Origin of the sequence: Citroniella saccharovorans (assembly GCF_035481615.1) — a bacterium.
In the GTDB taxonomy this organism is placed as follows: domain Bacteria; phylum Bacillota; class Clostridia; order Tissierellales; family Peptoniphilaceae; genus Citroniella; species Citroniella saccharovorans.
The window spans coordinates 1,214,479-1,240,521 of record NZ_JAYKOT010000003.1 but is presented as its reverse complement, the minus strand read 5'-3'; the positions used below and the strand labels follow the sequence as shown (position 1 = coordinate 1,240,521).

General features: G+C 30.1%; 30 protein-coding genes, 2 pseudogenes and 1 other annotated feature. Of the genes and pseudogenes, 30 read left to right on the top strand and 2 right to left on the bottom strand.

Translation table 11 applies throughout. The features are described from left to right. The first annotated feature begins 1 nt into the window (after position 1). The 14 genes from VLK81_RS08610 (at position 2) to VLK81_RS08545 (ending at position 12,615) form a co-directional block, all read left to right on the top strand. Positions 2 to 583: a diadenylate cyclase gene (locus VLK81_RS08610; protein WP_324620208.1), complete on the top strand. Its 582-nt coding sequence runs from the start codon at positions 2 to 4 to the stop codon at positions 581 to 583. Continuing rightward, on the top strand, positions 549 to 839 hold the full coding sequence (locus tag VLK81_RS08605; protein ID WP_324620512.1) for a DNA integrity scanning protein DisA nucleotide-binding domain protein: 291 nt from the start codon (positions 549 to 551) through the stop codon (positions 837 to 839). Before VLK81_RS08610 ends, VLK81_RS08605 begins: the two co-directional genes overlap by 35 nt. Next, entirely contained in the window at positions 814 to 2,031 is a 1,218-nt protein-coding gene (locus VLK81_RS08600) for a CdaR family protein (protein WP_324620207.1), read from the top strand. The genes VLK81_RS08605 and VLK81_RS08600 overlap by 26 nt, the downstream gene beginning before the upstream one ends. Beyond that, positions 2,024 to 3,241: a CCA tRNA nucleotidyltransferase gene (locus tag VLK81_RS08595; RefSeq protein ID WP_324620206.1), complete on the top strand. Its 1,218-nt coding sequence runs from the start codon at positions 2,024 to 2,026 to the stop codon at positions 3,239 to 3,241. The genes VLK81_RS08600 and VLK81_RS08595 overlap by 8 nt, the downstream gene beginning before the upstream one ends. After that, on the top strand, positions 3,189 to 3,389 hold the full coding sequence (locus VLK81_RS08590) for a hypothetical protein (RefSeq protein ID WP_324620205.1): 201 nt from the start codon (positions 3,189 to 3,191) through the stop codon (positions 3,387 to 3,389). The genes VLK81_RS08595 and VLK81_RS08590 overlap by 53 nt, the downstream gene beginning before the upstream one ends. Next, positions 3,386 to 4,732: a phosphoglucosamine mutase gene (glmM, locus tag VLK81_RS08585; RefSeq protein ID WP_324620204.1), complete on the top strand. Its 1,347-nt coding sequence runs from the start codon at positions 3,386 to 3,388 to the stop codon at positions 4,730 to 4,732. Before VLK81_RS08590 ends, glmM begins: the two co-directional genes overlap by 4 nt. After that, positions 4,732 to 4,860, top strand: a complete 129-nt coding sequence (locus VLK81_RS08580) for a hypothetical protein (RefSeq protein WP_324620203.1) — start codon at positions 4,732 to 4,734, stop codon at positions 4,858 to 4,860. The genes glmM and VLK81_RS08580 overlap by 1 nt, the downstream gene beginning before the upstream one ends. Then, entirely contained in the window at positions 4,829 to 5,557 is a 729-nt protein-coding gene (locus VLK81_RS08575) for a DegV family protein (RefSeq protein WP_324620202.1), read from the top strand. Before VLK81_RS08580 ends, VLK81_RS08575 begins: the two co-directional genes overlap by 32 nt. A 72-nt stretch (positions 5,558 to 5,629) precedes the next feature. After that, on the top strand, positions 5,630 to 6,976 hold the full coding sequence (gene tig / locus VLK81_RS08570) for a trigger factor (RefSeq protein ID WP_324620201.1): 1,347 nt from the start codon (positions 5,630 to 5,632) through the stop codon (positions 6,974 to 6,976). Between the two features lie 33 nt (positions 6,977 to 7,009). Further along, on the top strand, positions 7,010 to 7,600 hold the full coding sequence (gene clpP, locus VLK81_RS08565; RefSeq protein WP_324620511.1) for an ATP-dependent Clp endopeptidase proteolytic subunit ClpP: 591 nt from the start codon (positions 7,010 to 7,012) through the stop codon (positions 7,598 to 7,600). Between the two features lie 8 nt (positions 7,601 to 7,608). Beyond that, the gene (clpX, locus tag VLK81_RS08560; RefSeq protein WP_324620200.1) at positions 7,609 to 8,826 is read left to right on the top strand and encodes an ATP-dependent Clp protease ATP-binding subunit ClpX; all 1,218 of its coding nucleotides are present in this window, start codon (positions 7,609 to 7,611) and stop codon (positions 8,824 to 8,826) included. A 76-nt stretch (positions 8,827 to 8,902) separates the two neighbouring features. Continuing rightward, on the top strand, positions 8,903 to 11,233 hold the full coding sequence (gene lon / locus VLK81_RS08555; protein WP_324620199.1) for an endopeptidase La: 2,331 nt from the start codon (positions 8,903 to 8,905) through the stop codon (positions 11,231 to 11,233). After that, on the top strand, positions 11,234 to 11,821 hold the full coding sequence (gene yihA, locus VLK81_RS08550; protein ID WP_324620198.1) for a ribosome biogenesis GTP-binding protein YihA/YsxC: 588 nt from the start codon (positions 11,234 to 11,236) through the stop codon (positions 11,819 to 11,821). Positions 11,822 to 11,937: 116 nt separating this feature from the next. After that, on the top strand, positions 11,938 to 12,615 hold the full coding sequence (locus VLK81_RS08545) for a TMEM164 family acyltransferase (RefSeq protein WP_324620197.1): 678 nt from the start codon (positions 11,938 to 11,940) through the stop codon (positions 12,613 to 12,615). 41 nt (positions 12,616 to 12,656) lie between these two features. Here the strand turns inward: VLK81_RS08545 and rd are convergent, their stop codons facing one another. Then, complete coding sequence (gene rd, locus VLK81_RS08540) at positions 12,657 to 12,818, bottom strand: rubredoxin (RefSeq protein WP_324620196.1); 162 nt, start codon at positions 12,816 to 12,818, stop codon at positions 12,657 to 12,659. Positions 12,819 to 12,988: 170 nt separating this feature from the next. Between rd and VLK81_RS08535 the strand changes: the two genes are divergently transcribed. The 3 genes from VLK81_RS08535 to VLK81_RS08525 all read left to right on the top strand — a co-directional run bounded on the left by VLK81_RS08535 (position 12,989) and on the right by VLK81_RS08525 (position 15,873). Then, a complete protein-coding gene (locus VLK81_RS08535; RefSeq protein WP_324620195.1) occupies positions 12,989 to 13,372 on the top strand; it encodes an ATP-binding protein in 384 nt (127 codons plus the stop codon). 372 nt (positions 13,373 to 13,744) lie between these two features. Then, positions 13,745 to 14,929, top strand: a complete 1,185-nt coding sequence (locus tag VLK81_RS08530; protein ID WP_324620194.1) for an amidohydrolase — start codon at positions 13,745 to 13,747, stop codon at positions 14,927 to 14,929. A 17-nt stretch (positions 14,930 to 14,946) separates the two neighbouring features. Continuing rightward, complete coding sequence (locus tag VLK81_RS08525; protein WP_324620193.1) at positions 14,947 to 15,873, top strand: 2-keto-3-deoxygluconate permease; 927 nt, start codon at positions 14,947 to 14,949, stop codon at positions 15,871 to 15,873. Between the two features lie 296 nt (positions 15,874 to 16,169). Here VLK81_RS08525 and VLK81_RS08520 read toward each other — a convergent pair whose 3' ends face one another. Then, positions 16,170 to 16,676, bottom strand: coding sequence for an inorganic diphosphatase (locus VLK81_RS08520; protein WP_324620192.1), 507 nt, complete (start codon positions 16,674 to 16,676; stop codon positions 16,170 to 16,172). 144 nt (positions 16,677 to 16,820) lie between these two features. Between VLK81_RS08520 and VLK81_RS08515 the strand changes: the two genes are divergently transcribed. The 13 genes and pseudogenes from VLK81_RS08515 to rplL all read left to right on the top strand — a co-directional run bounded on the left by VLK81_RS08515 (position 16,821) and on the right by rplL (position 25,937). Beyond that, positions 16,821 to 18,167 carry a GTP pyrophosphokinase gene (locus tag VLK81_RS08515; protein ID WP_324620191.1) on the top strand — a complete coding sequence of 449 codons (1,347 nt, stop codon included), beginning with the start codon at positions 16,821 to 16,823 and terminating at the stop codon, positions 18,165 to 18,167. Next, on the top strand, positions 18,167 to 19,441 hold the full coding sequence (locus tag VLK81_RS08510) for an amidohydrolase (RefSeq protein WP_324620190.1): 1,275 nt from the start codon (positions 18,167 to 18,169) through the stop codon (positions 19,439 to 19,441). The genes VLK81_RS08515 and VLK81_RS08510 overlap by 1 nt, the downstream gene beginning before the upstream one ends. Further along, positions 19,438 to 20,324: pseudogene (gene acpS, locus VLK81_RS08505) on the top strand (holo-ACP synthase). Before VLK81_RS08510 ends, acpS begins: the two are co-directional and overlap by 4 nt. Beyond that, positions 20,296 to 20,640 carry an ADP-dependent NAD(P)H-hydrate dehydratase gene (locus VLK81_RS08495; RefSeq protein ID WP_324620188.1) on the top strand — a complete coding sequence of 115 codons (345 nt, stop codon included), beginning with the start codon at positions 20,296 to 20,298 and terminating at the stop codon, positions 20,638 to 20,640. Before acpS ends, VLK81_RS08495 begins: the two are co-directional and overlap by 29 nt. Positions 20,641 to 20,648: 8 nt before the next feature. Next, on the top strand, positions 20,649 to 21,806 hold the full coding sequence (alr, locus tag VLK81_RS08490; protein WP_324620187.1) for an alanine racemase: 1,158 nt from the start codon (positions 20,649 to 20,651) through the stop codon (positions 21,804 to 21,806). A gap of 6 nt (positions 21,807 to 21,812) precedes the next feature. Further along, a complete protein-coding gene (locus VLK81_RS08485; protein WP_324620186.1) occupies positions 21,813 to 22,160 on the top strand; it encodes a type II toxin-antitoxin system PemK/MazF family toxin in 348 nt (115 codons plus the stop codon). Positions 22,161 to 22,537: 377 nt separating this feature from the next. Beyond that, positions 22,538 to 22,687 (top strand): 50S ribosomal protein L33, encoded by a 150-nt coding sequence (gene rpmG / locus VLK81_RS08480; RefSeq protein WP_324620185.1) that lies wholly within the window; start codon positions 22,538 to 22,540, stop codon positions 22,685 to 22,687. A 22-nt stretch (positions 22,688 to 22,709) separates the two neighbouring features. After that, complete coding sequence (secE, locus tag VLK81_RS08475) at positions 22,710 to 22,931, top strand: preprotein translocase subunit SecE (RefSeq protein ID WP_324620184.1); 222 nt, start codon at positions 22,710 to 22,712, stop codon at positions 22,929 to 22,931. Between the two features lie 9 nt (positions 22,932 to 22,940). Continuing rightward, positions 22,941 to 23,501 (top strand): transcription termination/antitermination protein NusG, encoded by a 561-nt coding sequence (nusG, locus tag VLK81_RS08470; RefSeq protein WP_324620183.1) that lies wholly within the window; start codon positions 22,941 to 22,943, stop codon positions 23,499 to 23,501. Between the two features lie 80 nt (positions 23,502 to 23,581). Then, positions 23,582 to 24,007, top strand: a complete 426-nt coding sequence (gene rplK / locus VLK81_RS08465; RefSeq protein ID WP_324620182.1) for a 50S ribosomal protein L11 — start codon at positions 23,582 to 23,584, stop codon at positions 24,005 to 24,007. A gap of 43 nt (positions 24,008 to 24,050) precedes the next feature. Then, positions 24,051 to 24,780, top strand: a pseudogene (rplA, locus tag VLK81_RS08460) (50S ribosomal protein L1). A gap of 47 nt (positions 24,781 to 24,827) precedes the next feature. Further along, positions 24,828 to 24,950, top strand: a sequence feature (ribosomal protein L10 leader region). Positions 24,951 to 24,976: 26 nt separating this feature from the next. After that, positions 24,977 to 25,534, top strand: coding sequence for a 50S ribosomal protein L10 (gene rplJ / locus VLK81_RS08455; protein ID WP_324620181.1), 558 nt, complete (start codon positions 24,977 to 24,979; stop codon positions 25,532 to 25,534). A gap of 16 nt (positions 25,535 to 25,550) precedes the next feature. Further along, positions 25,551 to 25,937, top strand: a complete 387-nt coding sequence (gene rplL / locus VLK81_RS08450) for a 50S ribosomal protein L7/L12 (protein ID WP_324620180.1) — start codon at positions 25,551 to 25,553, stop codon at positions 25,935 to 25,937. Positions 25,938 to 26,043: the final 106 nt, after the last annotated feature.

Sequence of the window (26,043 nt, the reverse complement as noted above, 5' to 3'; positions counted from 1 at the left end):
AATGGGAAGAGTAATGACATATTTAGTTAATATAAGAATAGCTGATATTATCGATATACTTATAGTTGCATTTGTAATTTATAAGTTTATGGAGCTTATTAAAGAAACAAGAGCCGAACAGCTCATGAAGGGAATTTTGGCACTTTTTGTATTTACCCAAGTTACCAAAATGCTAAATCTTTATACTATGCAGTGGATTTTAGATAATACTTTATTTTATGGGGTATTTTCTTTAATGATTGTTTTTCAACCAGAACTAAGAAGGGGATTGGAATACATAGGAAGAAGCAATTTTCTATCTAAGCCAATGAGAGAAATTAGAAGCGAAAAAATAAATAAGTTAACAGCGGAGATTGTGGCTGCTGTTCAATCTTTATCCAGACAAAAAATTGGAGCCTTAATTGTTATTGAACAGGAAACAGGACTAAATGAGATTATAGAAACAGGAACGATGCTTGATGCTGATATATCGAGTGAACTATTAATTAATATATTTATACCAAATACACCACTGCATGATGGGGCTGTAGTTATTAGAGGAGAAAAAAATAAGAGCAGCTGCATGTTTTCTTCCATTAACTGATAATAAAAATCTTTCAAAGGAACTTGGAACTAGACATAGGGCTGGACTTGGAGTTTCTGAAAGAAGTGATGCTAAGGTAATTATCGTCTCTGAAGAAACTGGAGCAGTTTCTATAGCTTCAAATGGAGAAATTTCAAGATATATTGATGATAAAACTCTGGAAACTATATTAAATAAGATATTTAATAAAGAAGAATCTGGATTATTTGGACTTTGGGGAGGTGCAAAAGATGAACATACTGAAGAAAAATCTTAAGCTTAAGTTCTTTTCACTTATAGCTGCTATTATGCTTTGGTATATAGTTATTGCAAGTGTAAACCCTACTATAGAAAATACTTACAATAACATTCCTATAACCTATCTCAATGAAAGCTCAATTAATGAAAGGGACCTTGCAATTGTTGGAGATAAAGTAGAAACTATAAACTTAAGACTTAGGGGTAGTACAAATAGATTTATGAATTTAAAAACCTCTGATATTAAGGCCGAAGTAAATTTAGCTGAGTACAACGAAAATGATAGGGAGCTTCCTATACAAGTAACCTTGCCTGAAGGCTTAAACATAGTATCAAAATCTATAAATTCTGTTCCTATAAGAATTGAAAAGGAAATATCAAAAACTGTTCAAGTAAAAATTCCTTTTGAAAATAAACCAAATAATAACTTAATAGTTGAAACAAATTCAATTTTTCCAGAGAGAATTTCTATTGCAGGACCATCTAGTCAGGTCGACTTAGTTACGCAAGTAGTTGGAAATGTAAATATAAATTCAATTAATAAAAACACTACTATGAATTTAGAGGTATATCCGGCTGATGCTAAAGGAAACAAGGTAAATGGAGTTACTATTTCTCAAAAGTTTGTGAATGCATCATTTAATGTCAAGATGGTTAAATCCATCCCAATTGAGATTGTGACTACTGGAAAATTACAAGATGGACTTAAAAAGATAGATATCAAAAAGACTCCTCCAGAAGTAAGTGTTATAGGAGATCTTGAAAAGGTTGAAAAGCTTGAAAAAATTAAAACAAAACCAATTGATCTTTCTTTAATCACAGATTCTGGAAGCTACGATATAGACTTTGAAATTGAAGATGGAATTTCCTTATCCTCTTCAAATAATAATTACAAAGTAGAAATTCTTTTGGATAAGGTTATAGATAAAACTTTAAATATAAAAACTAGTAAGATTGATATGAAAAATTTAAACCCTTCTTTAAATAGTAAGATTTCAAACGAAATTAATTTAGTAGCTGTTACTATTAGAGGCTACGAGTCTACTATAAAAAAGATAAATTCTGATAATATTAATTTATATGTTGACTTAAAAGATGATGGAGTGTCAAGTGTTTCAAAAGAGATAAAGTTTGAAAAAATAGATGGGGTGGATTTAATTAGTCTATCTCCAAATACTATCAAGGTAGACATTACAAGTAAAAATGACTAATATTGAAGAAAAAATTTTCAACTCTTTACCAGATTATGTTAAGTATGCTCTTAGAAAATTGGAACTAAATGGCTTTGAAGCATTTGCTGTTGGTGGATCAATTAGAGATATTTTACTTAATAGAAAGTGTAGCGATTTTGATATTACCACTGATGCCACTCCAACTGAAATAAAAAAAGTTTTTAAAAACAATAAAAGTATTTCAGTTGGAGAAAGCTTTGGAACAGTAATTGTTGTTGTTGAGAATAGGGCTTTGGAGATTACAACTTATAGAAAAGATAGTTTTTCAAAGGATAATAGACATCCAGATTCAGTATCATATTCAAAAAGTTATGAAGATGATGCATTGAGAAGAGATTTCACTATAAATCAAATGGCATATAGTTTGACTCTAGGATTTAAAGATTATTATGATGGAATTAATGATCTTAATAAGAAAATTATTAGGACAGTTGGGGAGCCAGAAAAAAGAATAGAAGAAGACTATTTAAGAATTTTAAGGGCAGTAAGATTTTCTTCATCCCTTGGATTTGACCTAGACAAGTCTTTAAAAGAAAGCATTATTAAGAACAAGGATAAGATAGATAAATTATCCAAGGAAAGAATAAGAGATGAGTTTATTAAAATGCTTCTTTCAAAGAAGCCATCAGATTCAATTAGACTTTTAAATGATTTAGGAATTTTAGAAATAATAGACAAAAATCTATCAAGGATGCTAGGCTTTGATCAAAAATCAAGCTTTCACAATCTTGATCTTTTTGAACATAGCCTTAAGACATTAGATGAGACTGAGGAAAATATTTATCAGAGGCTAGCTGCACTTTATCATGACACGGGTAAAATTGATACTTTTTTTTTAGATGAAAGAGGAGAGGGAAGATTCTTTAATCATCAAAAAGTATCTTCAGAGTATGCCAGGGAATTTTTAAAAAAATATAGATTTTCAAATAGAACTATAGATAAGGTAACTAATTTAATAGAAAGACATATGGATGCTTGCAACACCTACACTAAAAAATCAATTAAAAAACTATTTAATAGAATGGGTGAAAATATTTATGACCTTTTTTATCTTCAAGAAGCAGATATTAAAGCTACTAACCACCAAGATTTTTTAGAGAATATAGAAAATGGTAGAAGAATTTTAAAGGAAATTCTTGAAAAAAAAAGAACCTTTATCTTTAAAAGATTTAAAAATAAATGGCAATGATTTAAAAAAGCTTGGGTATAAAGAAGGTAGAGAAATTGGTTTAACTTTAGAAAAACTATTTAATTTAATTATTGAAGATAAAACAAAAAATGATTATAATTTTCTTATGAATGTAGCAAAAACTATGAAAAAATCGGAGGAAGAATGAGAAAATATTTTGGAACAGATGGTATTAGGGGGCTAGCTGGTAGAGAGCTTACAGCAAGCTTATCCTATATGGCATGTAAAAGTGCATCTTATATACTTAAGTCTGACTATAAAAATAAAGTTATTATAGGAAGGGACACTAGACTGTCTGGTGAGATGCTTTTTACAGCTGCAGCAGCTGGAATAATGTCTGAGGGGATAGATGTTATAGATGCAGGCATAATTCCAACACCAGCTATTGCTTACTTAACTAGAAAACTTGGCTGTGCATTTGGTATTATGATTTCAGCTTCCCACAACCCTTATGAATTTAATGGAATTAAATTCTTTAATGAAGATGGCTTTAAATTATCAGACGAAACCGAACTAAAAATTGAAGACTTAATTGACCATCCTGAAAAATTTGGTGAAGATGCAGTAGATGATAAAGTAGGAGTATTCAGAAAAGGTGAGAGTCTTCACAGAATATATATAGATTTTTTAAAGTCTACAGTAAATGCCAATCTATCTGGACTTAAGATAGCAATAGATACAGCTAGAGGTGCTACTTCAACTATAGCTAGAAGTGTATTTACAGAGCTTGGAGCTAAAAAAGTAATTATTGTGAATGAAAATTATTCTGGAATTGATATAAATGAAAACTGCGGATCTACTCATCCAAATATTATTCAAAATATAGTTTTAGAAAATAATTGTGATATTGGAATTTCTTATGATGGAGATGGAGACAGATTAATTGCTGTTGATGAAAAAGGAAATATTATGGATGGAGATCATTATCTTGGAGCTGTAGGTTTATACATGAAAAAGAAAGGTCTTCTAGACAACGATAAAATTACAGCAACAGTTATGGCAAATATTGGTCTTACAAAATTTTGTAGAGATAACAATATTGAGCTAGTCCATACAAGTGTCGGAGACAGATATGTACTTGAAGAAATGCAAAAAAATAAAGGTGCTATTGGCGGAGAACAGTCTGGACATTTTATATTTTTAAATGATAATACAACTGGAGATGGGATTTTATCTAGTTTAAAACTTATAGAAGTTATGCTAAATGAAAGGAAGAAACTTTCCTATCTTAATGAGATGGTAACCTCCTATCCTCAAGTTTTATTAAATGCTAGAGTAAAAAATGAAAATAAGAAAAACTATGACAACGATCCAGAAATTAGCAAATTAATAAAAGAAATTGAAAAAGAATTTGAAGGAGAAGGCAGAGTTCTTATCAGGGCTTCAGGAACAGAGCCATTAGTTAGAGTTATGATTGAAGGAAAGGATAAGGCAAAACTGGAGGAGAAGGCAAATGTTTTAAAAAATCTTATAGAAAAGAGGCTTGGATAATGAAGTATAATTTTGTACTTGATTCTTCTTGTGAACTTCCAGAAGAGATTATAAAAGAGATAAATCCAACTTATGTAGATTTTTCTGTTAGTATAAATGAAAAAAAAAATAGACAAGAACATATCTAATGAGGAGTTAATTAAACTTTTATCTGAAAGTGAAAATCCTCCTACAACTGCTGCACCTAGTCCAGGAGATTTCTTAAATGGTATTAAAAAAGAAGGGGAGACATTTTGTGTAACTATTTCATCTAAGCTTTCAGCAGCATTTCAAAATGCTAATTTAGCAAAAAATTTATTTTTGGAAGAATGTAAAAAAAATGTTCATGTTTTTGATTCGCAATCAGCTTCTGCTGGAGAATCGCTTATAGTACTAAAGATTAAGGAATATATAGATAAGGGATTTAATTTTAATGAAATCGTAGAAATGGTGGAGAAGTTCATAAAAAATATGAGAACTTATTTTGTACTTGACTCTATTGAGAATCTAAGAAAAAATGGTAGACTTTCAACTATAGCTGGATTTGTACTAGAACTTTTATCTATAAAACCTGTTTTATCAGGTCAAAATGGAGAAATTAAACTTAAGGCAAAAGCAAGGGGACTTAAAGCAGCACAAAAAAAACTTCTAGATATTGTTTTGGAAGACAAGGAAAAGCTTGACGGCGCTACGGTTGTAATAACTCATTTTAATAGCGAAGAAAATGCAAATAGACTTAGTGAAAAAATAAAACAATATACAAATGTAAAAGATATCTATGTTTTGAAAACTAAACTATTGTCTTCAGTATATGCTGACAATGGTGGAATTATAATATCATACTAGAAAATTTGTAAATGTTACAAAGTATGTTATAATATTTACTTGTTAAAAATCGATTTTTTATAGGAGGAAAAAATGGTAGAAGTTATTTTAAAGGAAAAAAATATTACAAAATTTATAATAGAGGTAAATCAAGAAGAATTTAAAAATGCTATTAAAGAAGCTTACAATGAAAATAAGGGATCTTTTCAAATTCCTGGCTTTAGAAAGGGAAAAGTTCCTCTAAAGATTATTGAAGCTAACTATGGAAAAGAAGTTTTTTATGAAGATGCAGCTAATATTGCTTTAAATAAAAAATATCCACAAGCACTAAAAGAATTAGAACTTAATCCAATTGACTATCCTAAGGTAGATATAAAAGATCTAAGCGAAAATGGATTTAAGGCTGAGCTTACAGTTACAGAAGCTCCAAAGGCTACTTTTGAAGATTATAAAGACCTTACAATAAAATATCCAAAGGTTGAATATAAAGAAGAAATGCTAGAAGAAGCTATTAATAGTGAAAAAGAAAAAAATTCTAGACTTGTTGAAAAAGACAGCGAAATCAAAGAAGGGGACACTGTAAATCTTGACTATGAAGGATTTGTAGATGAAAAAGCTTTTGAAGGTGGAAAAGCTGAAGGATATGATTTAGTAATTGGATCTAAACACTTTGTACCAGGATTTGAAGAAGGCTTAATTGGAGCTAAAAAAGGTGATGACCTTGACGTAGAAGTTACCTTCCCTGAAGATTATCATGAGCATTTAGCAGGAAAAAAAGCAATATTCAAATGCCATATAAATTCAGTTAAAGAAAAAGAATATCCTGAAATTGATGATGATTTTGCTATGGACGTTTCAGAATTTGATACTCTTGATGAATATAAAAAGGATTTAGAAGAAAAAATTAGAAAAAACCTAGATGCAAAAGAAAGAGAACTAAAAATAGATGGAGTTATAAAAGCTCTAGCAAATATGACTGATGTAGAAATTCCAGAGATTATGATTGAAAATCAAATTGATAGTGATATCAATGATTTTGCTCAAAGAATTACTCAAATGGGAGTTTCATTTGACGATTATTTAAAACATAGCGGAACTCAAAAGGAAAATATGAGAAATGATTTTAGAGAAGGATCTAAACAAAGAGTTCTTGAAGAAATTGTTCTTTCATCTTATATTGATAAGGAAAATATAGAAGCTGATGAAGAAGACATTAAAAAAGAACTTAAAGAACTTGCTAAAGTTTATAACTCAGATGATGAAGAAAAATTTGTAAATGATTTCTTAGAAAAAGAAGATACAAGCCAAATTAAATCTTTTGCTACAAATAAAAAAGCTTTTGATCACATGATAAATAATTTTAAATTTGAAGAGGTTGACCCTTCAAAGCAAGCTAAAGAAGAAAATAAAGAAGAAGAAAAGGAAGAAACTGAAAAGTAGAATAAGCTTTAAGTCTTCTTAAAGGGAGGTAATATTATGATGGTACCTGTTGTTGTTGAACAAACAAGTAGGGGAGAAAGAAGTTATGATATATATTCTAGACTTCTTAAAGAAAGAATAATTTTCCTATCTGGTGAAATAAATGACCAAGTCGCAAATTTAGTTGTAGCTCAGCTTTTATTTTTAGTAGCTGAAGATCCAGAAAAAGATATTAGCCTTTATATAAATTCTCCAGGAGGATCTGTATCAGCAGGACTTGCTATTTATGATACTATTGAGTATGTTAAATGTGATGTTTCTACAATATGTATAGGACAAGCTGCTTCTATGGGGGCATTTTTACTCGCTGCTGGTAAAAAGGGTAAAAGATACGCTCTACCAAATGCAGATATCATGATCCACCAACCTTTAGGTGGTGCTCAAGGACAAGCTGAAGATATAAAAATTCAAGCTGAAAAAATATTAAAGGTAAGAAAATTATTAAATGATATTTTGGTAGAAAGAACTGGTCAACCACTTAAGAAAATAGAAAAAGATACAGATAGAGATTTTTACATGACAAGTGAAGAAGCTGTAAAGTATGGAATAATTGACGAGGTAATAGTAAAAAGTAAGGACAAATAGGAGATTTTATGACTGATGAAAAAGACGATATAACCTGCTCTTTCTGTGGAAGGAGTCAGGACGAGGTTGATAGAATAATTGCTGGTCCTGGGGTTTATATCTGTAATGAATGTGCCAAATTATGTAATGAGATTTTAAGTGAAGAAGAAATAAGTGAGGAAAATTTAGATTTAAGCATTGGTGATGTTCCTAAGCCAAAAGAAATTAAAAATATTCTTGATGATTATATTATACTTCAAGACAATGCTAAAAAAGCTTTATCGGTTGCCGTTTATAATCACTACAAAAGAATAAATCACGAAAACTCTGAGGTTGAAATTGGAAAGTCAAATGTACTTTTAGTTGGACCAACAGGATCTGGTAAAACTTTACTTGCAGAAACTTTAGCTAAAATACTAAATGTACCTTTTGCAATTGCAGATGCAACTAGTTTAACAGAAGCTGGATATGTTGGAGAAGATGTAGAAAATATTATATTAAAACTTCTTCAAGCAGCTTCCTATGATGTTGAACTTTGCGAAAGAGGTATTATATATATTGACGAAATAGATAAAATAACTAGAAAAGCTGAAAATCCATCAATAACTAGAGATGTTTCAGGAGAAGGAGTTCAGCAAGCCCTTTTAAAAATCATAGAGGGAACTATTGCAAATGTTCCACCTCAAGGTGGAAGGAAACACCCTCAACAAGAATATATTGAAGTAGATACAAAAAATATTCTTTTCATAGTAGGCGGAGCTTTTGATGGAATAGAAAAGATTATTGAAAAAAGAAAAGAAACAAAGGCAATGGGCTTTGGTGCTAAAACAAGCTTATCAAAAAGTAAAAAATATTCTGAACTTATAAAAGATATTAGACCCGAAGACATATTAAAGTATGGAATGATTCCAGAATTTGTAGGTAGAATTCCACTAATTGTTTCACTTGAAGAACTTGATGAAAATGCTTTAGTTAAAATCCTAACAGAACCTAAAAATGCTCTTATCAAGCAATATCAAGAGCTTTTTAAATTAGATGGGGTAAAGCTTATCTTTGAGGAAGATTCCTTAAAAGAAATTGCTTCTATGGCATATAAGAGGAAAACTGGTGCTAGAGGATTAAGATCAATAATAGAAGAAATCCTACTTGATATAATGTTTAATTTACCAAGTATGGATGGTGTAAAAAAATGCACAATAACAAAAGATGTTGTTCTTGAAAAGAAAGACCCAATATTAACTAAGTAAATGAAGAAGTATAAGTGCTAAGCTATTTAATCTTTTAGTTGTAGCACTTATTTATTATAAAGAAAAAGGAAGTTTTATGAACAAATATAAAGAAAATCAAATTTCAATACCTCTTATTCCACTTAGGGGAATATATATTTTTCCAAATATGGTAATTCATTTTGACGTTGGAAGAGAAATATCATTAAATGCTCTCGATAAGGCCATGATGAATGATAATCTTATCTTACTTGCGACCCAAAAGGATATTATGGTGGAAGAACCTAAGTTTACCGATATATATTCAATGGGAACAGTTTCTAAGATTAAACAAACTTTAAAGTTACCTAATGGAGCAACTAGAGTTTTAATTGAGGGCTTAAATAGGGCTGCTATAAATAATATACACGAAATAGATGGATATTATTTAGCAGATGCAGTTGAATTTACCTACAATGAAGAAAATATAGAAATTAGTGAAGAAGAAAAAGCACTTATGAGGCTGATTCTTCAAGATTTAGAAAAATATGCTAAGTTCAACCCAAATCTTGGAAAAGAAGCTATTATTGGGCTTGAAGATATAGAAGATCCTGGAAAATTTGCTGATATTACAGTTTCACTCATTCAGTTGAAGGGTAAGGATCATATCAAAATCTTATCTCAGCTCGATACCATTAAAAGATTAGAGAGCCTAAAATCAATCTTATCTAAAGAGATAGAAATGCTTGAAATTGAGGAGAAGATTAATTTAAAGGTTAAAGAAGGCCTAGATAAGACGCAAAAGGAATATTTCTTAAGAGAACAATTAAGCGTAATAAAAAAAGAGCTTGGTGATGATGAAGATGAAGATGAAATTTCATCTTTTGAAAGTAAACTTAAGAAATTAAAAATACCAAAATCTAGCAAGGAGAAAATTCAGAAAGAAATAAATAGACTTGAAAATCTTCCACCTCAATCTCCTGAAAATCAAGTTATTAGAACTTATTTAGACTATGTATTTGATCTTCCTTGGGGAAAGCTTACTAAAGATAAATTAGATTTAAAAAAAGCCAAAGAAGTTTTAGATAATGACCATTATGGATTAAAGGATGTAAAAGAAAGAGTTCTAGAATTTTTAGCCGTATTAAAGAAAACTAAAGCAGATTCTGCACCTATAATTCTTTTAGTTGGGCCCCCTGGAGTTGGAAAAACTTCTATTGCAAGGTCAATTGCAAGGGCAACTGGTAGAGAATTTACTTCTATGAGACTTGGAGGAGTTAGGGATGAGGCTGAAATTAGAGGACATAGAAAAACCTATATTGGATCTATGCCAGGTAGAATAATAAATAATATTATTTCTGCTAAAACATCTAACCCAGTTTTTTTACTTGATGAAATAGATAAACTATCTACAGATTTTAGAGGGGATCCAGCTTCAGCCTTACTAGAAGTACTAGATCCAAGTCAAAATGATGAATTTACTGATCACTATCTTGAAATTCCTTTTGACTTAAGTAAGGTCATGTTTATTACAACCGCTAACTCAGTAAGTACTATTCCAGATGCTCTTTTAGATAGAATGGAAGTTATTGAAGTTTCTTCTTATACTGAAGTTGAAAAATTTCATATAGCAAAAGATTATCTTTTAAGAGAAGCCATGGAAAAACACGGATTAAACAAAGAAGAGTTTTCAATATCCGATTCTGCTATTAAAAAACTTATAAAAGATTACACAAGAGAAGCTGGAGTTAGAAATCTACAAAGGATTCTTTCAAGAGTTATAAGACGAAGCATTAAAGATATGTATGAGCGTGATAAAGATAAAATAAATATAGGTCTCAATAATTTAGAGAAATATGCAGACAAGGAAATTTACACAGACGATATATTTGATAAAGAGGAAATGGTAGGTGTTGTAACTGGTCTTGCTTGGACTAGCGTTGGTGGAGAAATACTTCAAGTTGAATCAAGTATAATGCCAGGAAAGGGAGAAGTAACTCTAACAGGATCTTTGGGAGATGTAATGAAAGAATCTTGCTATGCTGCTATTTCTTATATAAGATCTAATTTAGATAAGTTTGATATAAAAGATAAGACTTTTTATAAGGACAAGGATATTCACGTTCACGTTCCTGAAGGAGCAATTCCAAAAGATGGGCCTAGTGCTGGAGTAACAATTGCAACAGCCATAGTTTCAAGCTTAACAAAGAAAAAAGTTAGAAGAGATATAGCTATGACTGGGGAAATTTCATTAAGAGGAAGGGTTCTCCCTATTGGTGGAGTTAAGGAAAAAATTCTTGCAGCCCATAGATATAATATAAATACTATAATATTACCTGAAGAAAATAAAAGAGATTTAGAAGATATACCAGAGTCAGTTAGAAAAAAACTTGATATTCATTTTGTAAAATATATCCCAGAAGTAATTTCTCTTTCACTGGTGGATTAAATGCTAAAAATAAATTTCTCAAGTCTTGAACAGGTTGCAGGTTTTAAATCGCAATATCCAAAAGAAAAGCTTCCTGAGATTGCCTTTGCAGGAAGATCAAATGTAGGTAAATCTTCTATGATAAATGCAGTTTTGGCTAGGAAAAATCTAGCTAGAACATCATCTAAACCAGGTAAAACTAGAACAGTTAATTTTTATTTAGCAAATGATGAGTTTAGGCTCGTAGACTTACCAGGATATGGCTTTGCAAGTGCACCTAAAAGTGAAATAATAAAGTGGGCTAAAATTATAGAAGAATATTTAGAAGATAGAGAAAATCTTAGAGAAATATTTCTTGTTGTTGATATTAGACATAGACCAACAGATGATGACCTTGATATGTATGAATATATTATAGCAAATGGCTTTACTGGATATGTAATAGCAACTAAGGCTGATAAAATATCAAAAGGTAAGTTTGATAAAGCAAAAAAAGAAATATCAGAAAAACTAGGCGTAGAAAGAGATAAAATAATCCCTTTTTCTGCAGAAAATAAAACTAATAGGGAAAAAATTCTTTCTCTAATTGAAAAGATTATAAAAAAATAAATAGCTGAGTCAAAATTTTGACTCAGCTTATTATATTTTCTCACTACAAAAAGCAATTAAATTTTTTAATCAAAACATTTTTAAAAATAATATATTTTGAAAATAGGAGGTAGATTTTGGAAGAAGAGTATATAAAAATTTTTGGACCAATGCATTTTATTTATATAGGAATATTAATTCTATTTACCTACCTTTTATTTAGAAAAAGGCAGGTAATATGTAAAAATAGAAAGAAAATTGACTTATATTTAATAGGAATAATTCTTTTTCAGCAAATAATAATGTATAAAACTTACTTTAATAAAGATGGTTTTGATTTTTCAGATGGACTTCCACTGCATGCATGCAGAGTTTCTTCAATACTACTTTTTATATTTCTTATAAATAAGAATGAAAAAATAGCGCATCTACAAGCCTACTTTGCTAGTTTTGCCCTTCTAAGCTTTATCTATCCATCTAGGATAGACACTATTACTCATCCTATGGGTTTAAGCTTTATAATAAACCATATTTATAACCTATTAGGAGGAAGCTATACTTATTTTGCCTATCATCTAGACCATAGTGTGAAAATATATAAAAAGCAGGCTTATATTTTATTTTTAGCCTATATAAGTGTGGTTCTAATTATTAATCCTATATTAAATGGAAATTATTTCTATTTAAAAGACAGACCTTTTGGAGAGATGTTTCCAGAGAGTCTTTATATCCCTATTACTATAATATTTGTTTATATACTATTTTCGCTCACTGAAAAATATTATAAATTCTTAAAGGAAAAATATCCAATTTAAAAAAGCAAAAAGGAAAGCATCTGCTTTCCTTTAAAAATTTACTAGTCTTGCTTTTCGAACATATCCTTTGTAGCTCCGCAAACTGGGCAAACCCAATCATCTGGAAGATCTTCAAATTTTGTTCCTGGCTCAACACCAGAATCAGGATCGCCTACTTCTGGATCATAAACGAATCCACATGGTCCACAAACCCATTTTTCCATAAATAATAATCTCCTTTCGTAAAGTAGTTACAATATTATTATACCCAAAAATAAGTAAATACTTCAAAAAATAATTCTTATTTTTTAAAATTATTATTTTTATGTAGAAATATGTTTTTTATTTCAAAATTTGGGTATCTATATAGTAGATAATTTTTGAGGTGTTTATTATGTATATATATAGAGGAAAAATTAAATCGGACTTAACTGATGTACTTTTTAAAGTTGCAACGATTGAAAATCATCTAAAAGAATATATTGAAGATAGGGAAGCTTTTTTAGACATAAAACTTATCATAAACGAACTTGTCATAAATGGATGCAAGCATGGAAATTCATTAAATCCAAATAAAAAGCTTGGTATATTTATTGACCTTAAAGAAGAATCTATAAAAATAGTTGTTAAAGATGAGGGATGCGGAATACCTCCAGAATGTCTAAAGTATGATCCCTTGAGCGTAAAGCCAAGCGGAAGAGGATTAAAAATAGTTAAAGAATTATCCGATTCATTTGAGATAGATAATAATAGAGTTATTGTATATAGAAACTTGTAATCATAAAATTTTTTAATTTTTTCATTTTATTCCCTTTTATAAGGGGTCTCCTTTTTCAAAAGAAGCCTTTGGGCTTCTTTTTTTGTTTCTTTTTTTATAAATATTTAATATCTAAATAATTAAGAAAAAAATTTAATAAGTTTAATGTTTACTTTTTAATATAACAAGAGGAGCCTATCACTTATTATTAAGCATTATCTTTTTATTTTTAATATAAACTTTATATTAAGAATATTGATATTTATGGGGATATATTAGTGATTACAAAAAGCATTTTTTTAAATTTTATTATATTGGTTTTTTATCACTTCTGCGTGGTAACTTTTTTTAAAAAATGGGTATAATAATATAGAATGAAGGGAGGAATTATTTATGAAATATGATAAATTATTTTCTTTAATAGATTCTAAAAAAGACCTAATGTTAACATATAGAAGATGGCTTCATCAGCATCCTGAATTATCATATGAAGAAAAAGAAACAAGTGAGTATATTTTTAAGCACTATGAAAATAATAAAGAAGTCAAGGTTGAAAAAAATATTGGGGGTTATGGTATTAAAGTTACCATTGACTCTGGTAAGCCTGGAAAAACTCTTGCTTTAAGAGCTGACTTTGATGCACTTCCAATCACTGAAGAAACTGGCTTAGACTATGCTTCTACTAATAAGGGAGTTATGCATGCTTGCGGTCATGATGCTCATACCGCATATTTGATGGTCTTGGCAGACGCACTTACAGAAATGAAAGAAGATTTTTCTGGAAAGATTGTTATTATACATCAGCCAGCTGAAGAAATGCCACCAGGAGGTTCTAGCCTAATGATTAAAGATGGTGTCCTCGATGGAGTTGATAGTATTATTGGCTGCCATGTTATGAGTCAAATGGATTTTGGAAAAATTTATTATCATAAGGGACCTACTCAACAAGCCCGTGCAAAATTTGTTGCTGTTGTTAAGGGAACGGGTGGACATGGGGCTGCTCCTCATGAAGCTAATGATGCTATTGTTATTGCTAGTAATTTAGTTTTAAGCCTTCAAACCATTGTTTCAAGAAGAGTTAATCCTATGACTCCTGGAGTTGTTACTATTGGTTCTTTTGATGGAGTGGGTCAATTTAATATTATTAAAGACTCTGTAACTCTTGAAGGCGATGTAAGATGTATGTCTGATGAGTCAAGAGAGATTATTGAAAGAGAAGTTAGAAATATTTGTCAAGGAATGGAAAAAGCTTTTAGCTGCGAAATTGATTTGGATTATAAAAATGATTACCCTGTTCTTATCAATGATGACAATATGACACAGCTTGTTGTTGATGCTGTTAATGAAGCGAATATTCCAGAAATCGTTGGGATTGAAGACTGTGGTCCTCAAGCTCAGTCAGAAGACTTTTCATATTATTCACAAGTAATTCCAGCTTGTTTCTTTTATATTGGTGCAAAGCCTGATGGTAAAGCTTACCCACATCACCATCCTAAATTTACAATTAATGAAGATTCTATGATTATTGCAGCAAAGGCTATGGGAGCTGCAACTTTAAAATATTTATCTGAAAAATAGTTTAGGGGGATTTAATTATGAAATTAATGAAAAAAATTCCTGGTGGAACCTTGCTTGTTCCTATGATGATATCGGCAATAATCCATACTTTTTTTCCAAACTTATTTAATATTGGAGGAGTTACTGAAGCTCTTTTTGGACCAAAAAGTTTAAGCTTTATTTTGGGAGCTACGATTTTTATTTCTGGCTGTACTGTGAAATTAAGTAGTATTAAGAGTGTTCTTAAAATTTATGGGGTTTTAATTTTTGTTAGAACTGCAATAAGTGCCATCTTTGCTATTTTATTTTATAATATTTTTGGCCTTGATGGTTTTTTAGGGATAAGCTTGGTAGGATTTATTTGTACAATTACTTCCCTTAATCCTTCTTTATTTTTAGCTATTATGGAAGACTGCGGAGATGAGGTTGATATGTCAGCATTTGGATTTATCTCTCTTTTTGCAACTCCTGTTGTAGCTATGCTTATTTTTGGATTATCACAGCCTACAAACATTGATTATATGTCAATAGTTTCACTTATCATTCCATTAATTTTGGGTGTTGCTATAGGTAATATAGATAAGGATTTAGGAAAATTTATTTCTACTGGTATGCCTTTTATGATTTTTGCTCTTGGTTGGTCTGTTGGTAACAGTATCAACTTATTTGAAGCGGTTAAAGCAGGTTTTTCAGGAATTATAATGGCAATTATATATTATATTTTAATTTTCCTACCTATGTTATTTGTAGAGAGAAAGTTTTTAAAAAGAGATGGAGTGTCTGCTGGAGGTCTAGCAACTATAGCAGGTCTATCAGCTAGTATTCCAATGCTTATGGCAGCTGAAAATTCCGCCTTATATGCTTATGCACCTAGAGCTGCGGCTATTGTAACATTTGGAGTTATAATTACATCATTTGTATCTCCATATATATGCAACAAATTATATAAGCAAAAAGAAATTTAATATATTTATTAATAAGTCTATAAATTAAAAATTAGAGTGAAAACCAGAGTTAGTTTATCTTACTCTGGTTTTTTTATCTATGCTCGATTATTATTGAAAATAAAAGCTTAAACTTAACTATATTAATTATTTTTAAGTCTAAAAACTTTAGCTTTTTCTAGATATTCAATTTTCATACAGTTTAAACTTAGGGAATTCTACATTTTTAAGATTTTATAAATTTTTTTCTTTCGATATAAAAAACCTCTCTTACTTAAATTTCTAGTAAAAGAGGAAATAAATCAGATTTTACTTTTTTATTTATTATTTTTATTTTTGTAATTTTCTCTTGCAGCTTGTAAGGATTTAACTGCATCTCCAACGTTATACCATCCATCTATTGTAACTTCTTTTTCTTCAAGTCTTTTGTATTCGTGGAAGAAGTGGTCAAATTCTTTTTCAAGGTGGCTAGATAGGTCTCCAAGTGAATGCACATGTTCAAATCTTGGGTCAGTAACTGGAACGGCAATAAGTTTTTCATCTCTTCCCTTGTCATCTGTCATAAGGAACATTCCAACAACTCTTGCTCTTATTACACATCCTGGGAAGGTAGGGTATGTAGTTAATACTAAAATATCTATAGGATCTCCATCACCTGATAGGGTTTCGTCTATAAAACCGTAATCTGCAGGATAAAACATAGGGGAGTATAGACATCTGTCTAAACGAAATCTACCTAACTCATGGTCATATTCATACTTATTAGAAGATCCCTTTGGGATTTCTATTATTGCATCTACAATTGCATCTTTTTCATCAAACATTATTAAACCTCCATAAATTCTTTTCTATATTATATCATATTTTTATCTTTTTTAAAGTGAAATTATAGATTTTTTCTAAAAGACAAAAAACTATCTTCATGTTATAATATTTATACAAATCAAAAGAAATGTAGGTGCTAAATTTTGAAATTAGAAGTTTTTGATTTTATAGATAAAACCAGAGATATTTTAAGTGAAAAAAGAGAAGAAATTGAAATAGTTGCCGATGGAATTATGAAAGTTTTTGAAAAAATGTTTAAAGGCGACGATTATTTTTTAAATATTACCAATAGGGTTAAGAGTGAAGAATCTCTAAAGGAAAAAATCCTAAGGCAAAATTACTTTTTAAAATATGGCGATCCTAAAAAAGTTATTGATAGTATGAGTGACCTTATAGGGCTTAGGATAGAGTGTAGGTTTATTAAGGATGAGGCTTCAATTTACAAAAAGTTAAAAGAAATTTTCTATATTGAAGATATAGATGGCTATTTTTATAGTGATTATTCAAAGAATATAAAATTAAAAATCAATGAAACTCAGCCTCAAAAGCAGCACAATGGATTTGATATTTACAAGATTGATGGAAAGTTTGAAACTAATTCATCTAAGTATCATTTTGAGCTTCAAATAAAGTCTTTTGTTAATATATTCTGGGGAGATATTGACCATAGAATTTTATATAAAAACTACTCTTATGTTATTACTGAAGAGTTTATTAGAGAGGTAATGTATTCAATTAAAGATACACTTACTATGGTAGACTCTCAACTAATGGTTGTTTACAATAAACTTTACAATTTAGAAGAAGATGAAGATGTTGCTAAATTAAATCAGCTAAAAAAATTTGTAAGCAAGATTATTCATGATATATTTTTAATTTCCTTTAAAGATAATACTGGAATTTTATTGGACTTTAGAAAGCCAATTGATTTAATAGTAGAGTATTTATTTGCCAATGCCAGATATGTTGATGGCGTTATGGAAGATGATTATTTCAATAAAATAATTATGAAATTAAATAAGCTTAAAAAAGAAAACTTTACTTTTGGATCTTATATAGAGCTTGGGCCTCTTGACAGTATAAAAGGTAATATTGAAAAAAATTTTGGACTTGCTATTTATTCTCTAATGAATCTTGATTTAAAGTGGAATCTTATTTTGACTATTATTTTTGAGCTTGAGTCAGATGATAAAACAAAGGTATTTATTTCATTTATAGAATTTATTGTCTATCTAGTTACTAAAAATATTAGAAAAACTGTCTCACTTTTTGATTTAACAGAAAAGGAAAAAGATAATATTACAAACCACCTAGTTGAAGCTGTATTTGAATTTATCTCTTTAGAATATTCCTGCGATGTATTTACCAATAGAAACCTTGAGTCTCTTAAAATCATAGTAGAAGATACAGTTAGAAGCTTAGAGTCAGATATTGGGGAAAAGGATATAGAATTATTTAAAGAAAGGTTAAAAAAGGAGATTGAAGTTTAATGATTTTACTTAAAAATATAAAAGCTATTCCAATGATAGAGGAAAACCTCATATATGAAAATGTAAATATATTAATTGAAGGCAATAGGATAGTAAAAATCTCAAAAGATAAAATTGATGCTAAAGATGCATATAAAATTGACGGAACTTGTAAGTTAGTTATTCCTGGATTAATAAATCTTCATACCCATCTTGGAATGTCTTTTTTTAAAAATATTGCTGATGACTTAAATTTAATGGATTGGCTTGAAAAGGAAATTTGGCCAAGAGAAGCAAAACTTACTCCTGAGGATATAGAGCTTGCTACAAAATATTCCATAATGGAAGCTATAAAATCTGGAACAAGCACACTAGTAGATATGTATAACCCTTCTAGCCTTATAGCAAGATCTATGGAAGAAATGGGCGTAAGGGGACTTGTTTCTTATGGAGTAATAGATAATGAAAAGCCAATCGATGAAAAAATTGAAGAAATAGAAGAGGCCTTCTTAGAATTTAAGGATAGTGATCTTGTTACAGTAAACCCTGGTCCTCATGCTGTATATACAGTTTCTAGAGAATCTTTTATTAAACTTAGGGACCTTGCCTTAAAATTGAATACCCCACTTCATATCCATCTTTCAGAAACTTTAAGTGAAGTTCAAAATACCATAAAAGAATTTTCAAAAACTCCTGTAGAATATTTAGATGATATGGGTATTTTTAATGCTAAAACAATAGCCGCTCATTGCGTTCACTTAGAGGATAAGGACTTTGAAATTTTAGCCAAGAGAAATGTATCAGTTGCTCACAATCCATGCTCAAACTTAAAGCTTGCTAGTGGTATAGCTGATGTACAAAAAATGCTAGATATGGGAATAAATGTTGGACTTGGAACTGACTCCTCATCATCAAATAATAATCTAGATATGTTTGAAGAGATGAAATTTGCATCACTTCTTGCTAAGGTTAAGTCTAATTCTCCAACAAGTCTAAAAGCATACAAAGTTTTAGAAATGGCTACAGTAAATGGAGCTAGGGCAATTGGCATGGAAAATGAACTTGGAAAAATAAAAGAAGGATTTTTAGCTGACCTTGCTATCATAGATTTAAGTGGAGTTAATTTAAACCCATTAAACAATCTAATATCTTGCCTTGTTTATTCTGCAAATTCTTCAAATGTAGATAGCCTTATAGTTAATGGAAAGATACTATTAGAAGGCGGGAAATTAAAAATATTAGGCCAAGATACTCTTATGAATTTAGCTAACAAGAGAAAAGAAGCATACAAATGATTGGATTAGATATATTAGATTTAAGAAGGCTTAAAACGATGGATTTAAGCCTTCTTAAAAAAAGAATTTTAAATGACAATGAATTAAATTACATAGAGTCAAAGAATAATAAAGTAGAAACTTTAGGAGGAATCTATGCGGCCAAGGAAGCTATAAGTAAAGCTCTTGGAAGTGGTATTGGGATAGTTAGCTTTAAGGATATAAATTTATTTTGGGATAATTTAGGTGCTCCATCTGCTAGATATAAGGATATCTTAGATATAGATATTTCCATTTCTCACGAGAAAGATTTTGTAATAGCATCAGCTTTTATAGGAAATAATATACTAGATATTAAAAGACTTGGTGAGGTTAAAGAATTAGTAAAAAGCCTAGCAGATTTAAAAAAGAGAAGTAAGGATTCTCATAAGGGAGATTTTGGGAAAACAGCTATAATAGGCGGCAGCAAATCTATGACAGGATCAGTTTATCTTTCATCTCTTGCAAGTTTAAAGGCGGGTTCGGGATTATCTTATACAATAGTTCCAAAGGAAATACAAAATATTTTAGAAATAAAACTTGTGGAAAATATCATTATGGAGCTAGAAGACAATAAAGAATTGTTTGAATTTTTAGAAAAGATGGACTCAATAGCTATTGGAATGGGAATGGGAAAAGATATTGATTATAAGCTTTTGAAAAAATACTTAAACTTGATACTAGAAAGATTATTGATGCAGATGGCTTAAATTTTATCTCTAAAAATAGAAGTCTTCTTAAATATTTAAAAAATTCTGTAATTACACCACATGAAATGGAAATGTCTAGACTTATCCAAGAAGATCTAGATTATGTAAAAGCTAACAGGCTTTCAATTGCAAAAAAAATTTGCTTTATTGTATAATTGTGTGGTAGTTTTAAAAGGACATGAGAGTCTTGTAACTGATGGATGCTCTACATATATAAACAAAACTGGATCTTCTGCCCTTGCTACTGCTGGTTCGGGAGATGTTTTATCGGGAATAATAGCTTCAAATTTAGCTTCTAATTCTAATATATTTGAAGCTTCAAAATTGAGTGTTTTTTTACACGGATTAAGCGGAGAAATTGCTGGCTTTGAACTTACAGACTATTCTGTTATAGCAAGGGATATTATAAGGTGTTTACCAAAGGCTATAAAAATTTACCAAAATTTTAAAAGTCCAATTAAAGTTGATTAGGGGGCAGTATGGAAAATATAATAAGTCCTACCTGGGCGGAAATTAATTTAGATAATTTAAGACATAACATAGAATCATTTAAGGAAAAATCTTCAATTAAGAAAATTTCAGCAGTTATAAAGGCTAATGCTTATGGACATGGTGCTGTTGATGTTGCAAGAGAAATTGAAGATATTGTAGATTATTTTTCTGTTTCATCAATTTCAGAGGGAATTGAACTAAGAAAATCTGGAATTAAAAAAAACATAATGATTTTAACTCAGGTAGAAGATGAATATCTTGACTATGCAATTAAATATAATATTGAGCCAAGTATATTTACTTTAAATTCTTGCAAAAAATTAAATGAAAAACTTCAAGCATCAGGGAAAAAACTTGGAGTACATATAAAACTAGATACAGGCATGAGAAGAGTTGGATTTTTGCCAAATGAAAAATCTATAGAAGATATTGTAGAAATTTCTAAGTTAGAAAATATAATTTTAGAGGGAGTTTTCACACATTTCGCATCAGCTGATGAAAATGACAAAGTATTTACAGAAAAACAGTTTTCAACCTTTTACAATATGTTAGAGAAAATAAATTCTAAAGGCATAAAATTTAACATAAGGCATGTAGATAATGACGCTGCCTTTCTAATGTATGATTTTTCTATGGACATGGTGAGACTAGGCATAGGTTTATATGGAATTTATCCATCTAGTTATGTAAAAGAAAATACAAAAACTGACCTTAGACCAGTAATGAGTCTAAAGTCTAAAATTTCTTATATAAAAGATGTAAAAAAGGGAGATACAATAGGTTATGGGAGGACATACACAGCCCCTCATGATATTAAAGTTGCTACAATTATGGCTGGATATGCTGATGGACTACCTAGATCCTTATCAAACAATGGGTATATATTAGTTGGTGAAGAAAAAGCAAAGATATTAGGAAGAATTTGTATGGATCAAGTTATGGTAGAATTAAAAAATTTAAACCATGAAATTGGAGAAACAGTTACTATCTTCGGAGATAAGGAAATTACAGTTAACGATATTGCTGATATGGATAATACTATTAGCTATGAAATTCTTTCTAGAATTCCTAGAAGGGTTTCAAGAGTTTACAAGAAGGGAGGGAAAACCACAAAGGTGGTGAATTATTTATTAAATAATTCTTGATAGAATATGAAGGTAAAAAGAGGAGATTTATACTATGCAGATCTATCTCCAGTTATTGGCTCCGAGCAAGGCGGTACAAGACCTGTTGTAGTTATTCAAAATGATGTTGGAAATAAATACTCACCCACTATTATTATTTCTGCTATTACATCTCAGATTAACAAAACTAAGCTTCCTACCCATGTTGAAGTTGAGCAGGGCTTCGGACTTCCAAAAAACTCAGTAGTTCTTCTGGAGCAGATAAGGACTATTGACAAAAAAAGATTAAGAGAAAAAATTGGAAAGTTTGATGAAGATACTATGAGAAAGATAGATGATGCATTAAAAATATCATTAGAAACAAAAAAATTCTAAGATACATATATTATTAAGTAAGGACTAGTAAGTAAGTCTTTTAAATTGAATTTTTCATAAAATAAATTGGTGTTAGTTTCATACTACTAGCACTAATTTATTTTTTTTATTATCATTTATAATATATTTACTTTATTAGACTTTTTATATTATCAAATATTTAGTATAATAAAAAAAGGATTTTTAAAAATTAAATTATATTTTTTGGTGTAATAATTATATTTTTCTTAAAAATCGCAGGGCTATTTACAAGTAAACTCTTATTTTAAAATTTTAGTTTAAAAATTTTCTCTTGACAAGTATCCTTGCTTATGATATTTTATATAGATGTAATTAGAGGTATCTCTAATGAATCTTAGATGGGGAGGGATAGTTACATGAGAGATAGGGTTACACTAGCTTGCGAAGAGTGCAAGAATAGAAATTATACTACTACTAAGAACAAAAAAACGACAACTGGCAGAATTGAACTTCAAAAATATTGTAAGTTCTGCAAAAAGCACACTAATCACAAGGAAACAAGGTAGAAACAAATAAGGAGGGGTTTAATTGGCAAATCCAGTAGAAACAAAAAACACCAAGACCAGCTCTATAAAAACTAAAGGTTTTTTAAGTGGAGTTGTTTCTGAATTTAAAAAGGTTGTTTGGCCAACTAAAAAAGAAACAGTTAACTATACACTTGTTGTTATAGTTGTTTCTATCGCAGTATCTTTATTTGTATATCTTTTAGATTTTGTTTTTACAAAGCTTTTAAATTTATTAATCCGCTAGGAGTAGTAAATGCAAGAGTCTAATGAAAGCAATCTAGAAAGATACAAAGAAAGAGAAAAAGATGCAAAATGGTATGTAGTTCACACATACTCAGGACACGAAAACAAAGTAAAGACTAATATTGAAAAGATGGTAGAAAATAGGGGCTACAAGGACGATATTTTTGAGGTAGCTATTCCTATGGAAGAATACACCGAAGTTAAAAATGGTGTAAGTGTTAGAAAAGAAAGAAAGAGATTTCCTTCTTATGTTCTTATTAAAATGATTGTAACAGATGTTTCATGGTATTTAGTAAGAAATACTAGAGGGGTAACAGGTTTCGTTGGACCGGGATCAAAACCGGTTGCATTAACTGAAAGGGAGTTTAACTCCTATGGGGTGAAAGAATATTCATCTAATGTAGATATAAATGTAGGTGACAAAATTAAAGTTACTGAAGGACCATTTAAAAATTTTACTGGTCTAGTTGATTCTGTTCAGAAAGATCAAAACAAGCTTAAAGCTTATTTATCAGTTTTTGGAAGAGATACATTAGTTGAGCTTGATTTCAAAGATATTGAAATCATTTAAATTTGAAAATTAATTAAATTTTTAATAGATATGAGTGGAAGGGGTGCCCCGCCATACCACGAACTTTTTAGGAGGAAGAAATGGCTAAAAAAGTACAAGCAATAGTAAAATTACAAATTCCTGCAGGAAAGGCAACTCCTGCACCACCAGTAGGTACTGCACTAGGACCTCATGGTGTAAATATTATGCAATTCACAAAAGAATTTAACGCAAAAACACAAGATCAAGACGGATTTATAATTCCAGTTGTTCTAACTGTTTATCAAGACAGATCATTCTCATTTATTACAAAGACTCCACCTGCTCCAGTGCTAATTAAAAAAGCTCTAGGAATTGAAAAGGGATCTGGAGTTCCTAATAAAAACAAGGTTGCTCAACTTACAAAAGCGCAAGTTAAAGAGATTGCTGAAAAGAAAATGGAAGATTTAAATGCAGCATCTATAGAAGCAGCTATGGAAATGATTAAAGGTACTGCAAGAAGTATGGGAGTAACAGTAGAAGAATAATTAAAAGTGGGAGGATTTCCGCTAATACCACAAGGAGGATTAAATGGCAAAAATAGGAAAAAGATATAAAGAGGTAGCAGCTCTTGTTGATAGAAGTGAATTATATGAATTAAAGGATGCTATCTCACTTGTAGAAAAAACAGCAAAGGCTAAATTTGATGAAACAGTTGAACTTCATGTAAGACTTGGAGTTGACTCAAGACATGCAGACCAACAAGTTAGAGGAGCAGTTGTTCTTCCTCATGGAACTGGTAGAAATGTTAGAGTTTTAGTATTTGCTAAGGGAGAAAAAGCTAAGGAAGCTGAAGAAGCTGGAGCAGATTATGTAGGAGCAGAAGAATACGCAGAAAAAAATCCAAAAAGAAAATTGGTTTGATTTTGATGTAGCAATAGCTACTCCTGACATGATGGGAGTTGTAGGTAGAATTGGTAAGGTTCTTGGACCAAAGGGACTTATGCCTAACCCTAAGAGTGGAACAGTTACTTTTGATATTAAAGATGCTGTAGCTGATACTAAGGCTGGTAAAGTTGAATATAGACTAGATAAGGGAAATATAATTCACGTTCCTGTTGGAAAGGTATCATTTGGAGAAGAAAAATTATATGACAACTTAATTACTATTCTTAGAGCAATAATAAAAGCTAAACCAGCAGCTGCAAAAGGTAAATACCTTAGAAATGTTACAATTGCTTCAACAATGGGCCCTGGAATTAAGATTAATGGAGCTAAACTTATGGAAGCAGCTCAAGCTAGGGATAAAGATAGTAACTAATCTTTCATAAAATACTTGACTTTATATAAAATATAGTTTATTATATATTAGTAAAAATAAGGCTACCGAAGACCGTAGGGGGAATATCCTTAATAATCCTACAGAGGTGAAATTATAAAAGAATTTACCGGGTCTTTTCATGCTTTGAAAAGACCCTTTTTAATACCTATATAAGTAGCCACTTGGGAGGTGAATTATGAAAGAGAATGTTTTAAATGCGAAAAAAGAAATTGTTTCTGAAATAGTTGAAAATATTAATAAATCTGAAGCCATCATTCTTGTAGAGTATAGAGGACTAACAGTTGAACAATTAACTGATCTTAGAAAAAAATACAGAGAAAAGAATGTTGGATACAAGGTTTACAAAAATACTATGATGAATCTTGCATTCAAAGAAACAGGACATGAAGATTTTACTGAACATTTAAAAGGACCAAACGCTGTTGCTTTTGGCTTTGATGATCCAGTAGAAGTAGCAAAAATTACTCATAATTTTGCAAAAGAAAATGACAAATTAGTTATCAAAGCAGCAATTCTTGACGGAAAAATAATTGAAATTGAAAAGATTAAACAATTAGCAGAACTTCCTTCTAGAGAAGTCCTAATTGCTCAAGTTCTTGGAGGATTAAATGCTCCAATTTCAGGATTTGCTAGCGTATTAAACCAAACACTATCTAAGATAGTATATGCATTAAATGCAGTTAAAGAAAAAAAGAAGCTGAAGGCGCAGCTTAATAAAAAATTTTTAAATTAAAAGGAGAGATTTATAAATGGCATCAGAAAAAGTTACAAAATTAATTGAAGAAGTAAAAGAATTAACAGTATTAGAATTATCAGACCTAGTTTCAGCACTAGAAGAAGAATTTGGAGTATCAGCTCAAGCTCCAGTAGCAGCAGTAGCAGCAGCACCTGCAGCAGCAGGAGCAGCACCAGCAGCTGAAGAAAAATCTGAATTTGACGTAGTTCTTAAAGAAGTTGGAGCTGAAAAGATCCAAGTTGTTAAGGAAGTTAAGACTATAACTGGTCTTGGACTTAAAGACGCTAAGGCTCTAGTTGACGGTGCTCCTAAGACAATTAAAGAAGGCGTAGCTAAAAAAGAAGCTGAAGAAATTAAACAAAAATTAGAAGCAGTAGGAGCTACTGTAGAATTAGCTTAATTTAGAACAAGACAAGCACCTTGATTAGAGGTGCTTTTTTTATTCTCAAAAATAATTTAAAATAACACTTTTTTAAATAGTAATAGAAAAAATATTTATTTTAAAT

Coding starts and splice junctions, on each gene's coding strand:
- rpmG (WP_324620185.1), top strand. CDS start 22,538: ATGAGAGATAGGGTTACACTAGCTTGCGAAGAGTGCAAGAATAGAAAT.
- VLK81_RS08580 (WP_324620203.1), top strand. CDS start 4,732: ATGAAGTATAATTTTGTACTTGATTCTTCTTGTGAACTTCCAGAAGAG.
- VLK81_RS08610 (WP_324620208.1), top strand. CDS start 2: ATGGGAAGAGTAATGACATATTTAGTTAATATAAGAATAGCTGATATT.
- rd (WP_324620196.1), bottom strand. CDS start 12,818: ATGGAAAAATGGGTTTGTGGACCATGTGGATTCGTTTATGATCCAGAA.
- VLK81_RS08535 (WP_324620195.1), top strand. CDS start 12,989: ATGTATATATATAGAGGAAAAATTAAATCGGACTTAACTGATGTACTT.
- VLK81_RS08510 (WP_324620190.1), top strand. CDS start 18,167: ATGATTTTACTTAAAAATATAAAAGCTATTCCAATGATAGAGGAAAAC.
- VLK81_RS08520 (WP_324620192.1), bottom strand. CDS start 16,676: ATGTTTGATGAAAAAGATGCAATTGTAGATGCAATAATAGAAATCCCA.
- VLK81_RS08530 (WP_324620194.1), top strand. CDS start 13,745: ATGAAATATGATAAATTATTTTCTTTAATAGATTCTAAAAAAGACCTA.
- VLK81_RS08525 (WP_324620193.1), top strand. CDS start 14,947: ATGAAATTAATGAAAAAAATTCCTGGTGGAACCTTGCTTGTTCCTATG.
- rplL (WP_324620180.1), top strand. CDS start 25,551: ATGGCATCAGAAAAAGTTACAAAATTAATTGAAGAAGTAAAAGAATTA.
- yihA (WP_324620198.1), top strand. CDS start 11,234: ATGCTAAAAATAAATTTCTCAAGTCTTGAACAGGTTGCAGGTTTTAAA.
- lon (WP_324620199.1), top strand. CDS start 8,903: ATGAACAAATATAAAGAAAATCAAATTTCAATACCTCTTATTCCACTT.
- clpX (WP_324620200.1), top strand. CDS start 7,609: ATGACTGATGAAAAAGACGATATAACCTGCTCTTTCTGTGGAAGGAGT.
- nusG (WP_324620183.1), top strand. CDS start 22,941: ATGCAAGAGTCTAATGAAAGCAATCTAGAAAGATACAAAGAAAGAGAA.
- VLK81_RS08485 (WP_324620186.1), top strand. CDS start 21,813: ATGAAGGTAAAAAGAGGAGATTTATACTATGCAGATCTATCTCCAGTT.
- tig (WP_324620201.1), top strand. CDS start 5,630: ATGGTAGAAGTTATTTTAAAGGAAAAAAATATTACAAAATTTATAATA.
- rplJ (WP_324620181.1), top strand. CDS start 24,977: ATGAAAGAGAATGTTTTAAATGCGAAAAAAGAAATTGTTTCTGAAATA.
- rplK (WP_324620182.1), top strand. CDS start 23,582: ATGGCTAAAAAAGTACAAGCAATAGTAAAATTACAAATTCCTGCAGGA.
- glmM (WP_324620204.1), top strand. CDS start 3,386: ATGAGAAAATATTTTGGAACAGATGGTATTAGGGGGCTAGCTGGTAGA.
- alr (WP_324620187.1), top strand. CDS start 20,649: ATGGAAAATATAATAAGTCCTACCTGGGCGGAAATTAATTTAGATAAT.
- VLK81_RS08600 (WP_324620207.1), top strand. CDS start 814: ATGAACATACTGAAGAAAAATCTTAAGCTTAAGTTCTTTTCACTTATA.
- VLK81_RS08595 (WP_324620206.1), top strand. CDS start 2,024: ATGACTAATATTGAAGAAAAAATTTTCAACTCTTTACCAGATTATGTT.
- VLK81_RS08575 (WP_324620202.1), top strand. CDS start 4,829: ATGAAAAAAAAAATAGACAAGAACATATCTAATGAGGAGTTAATTAAA.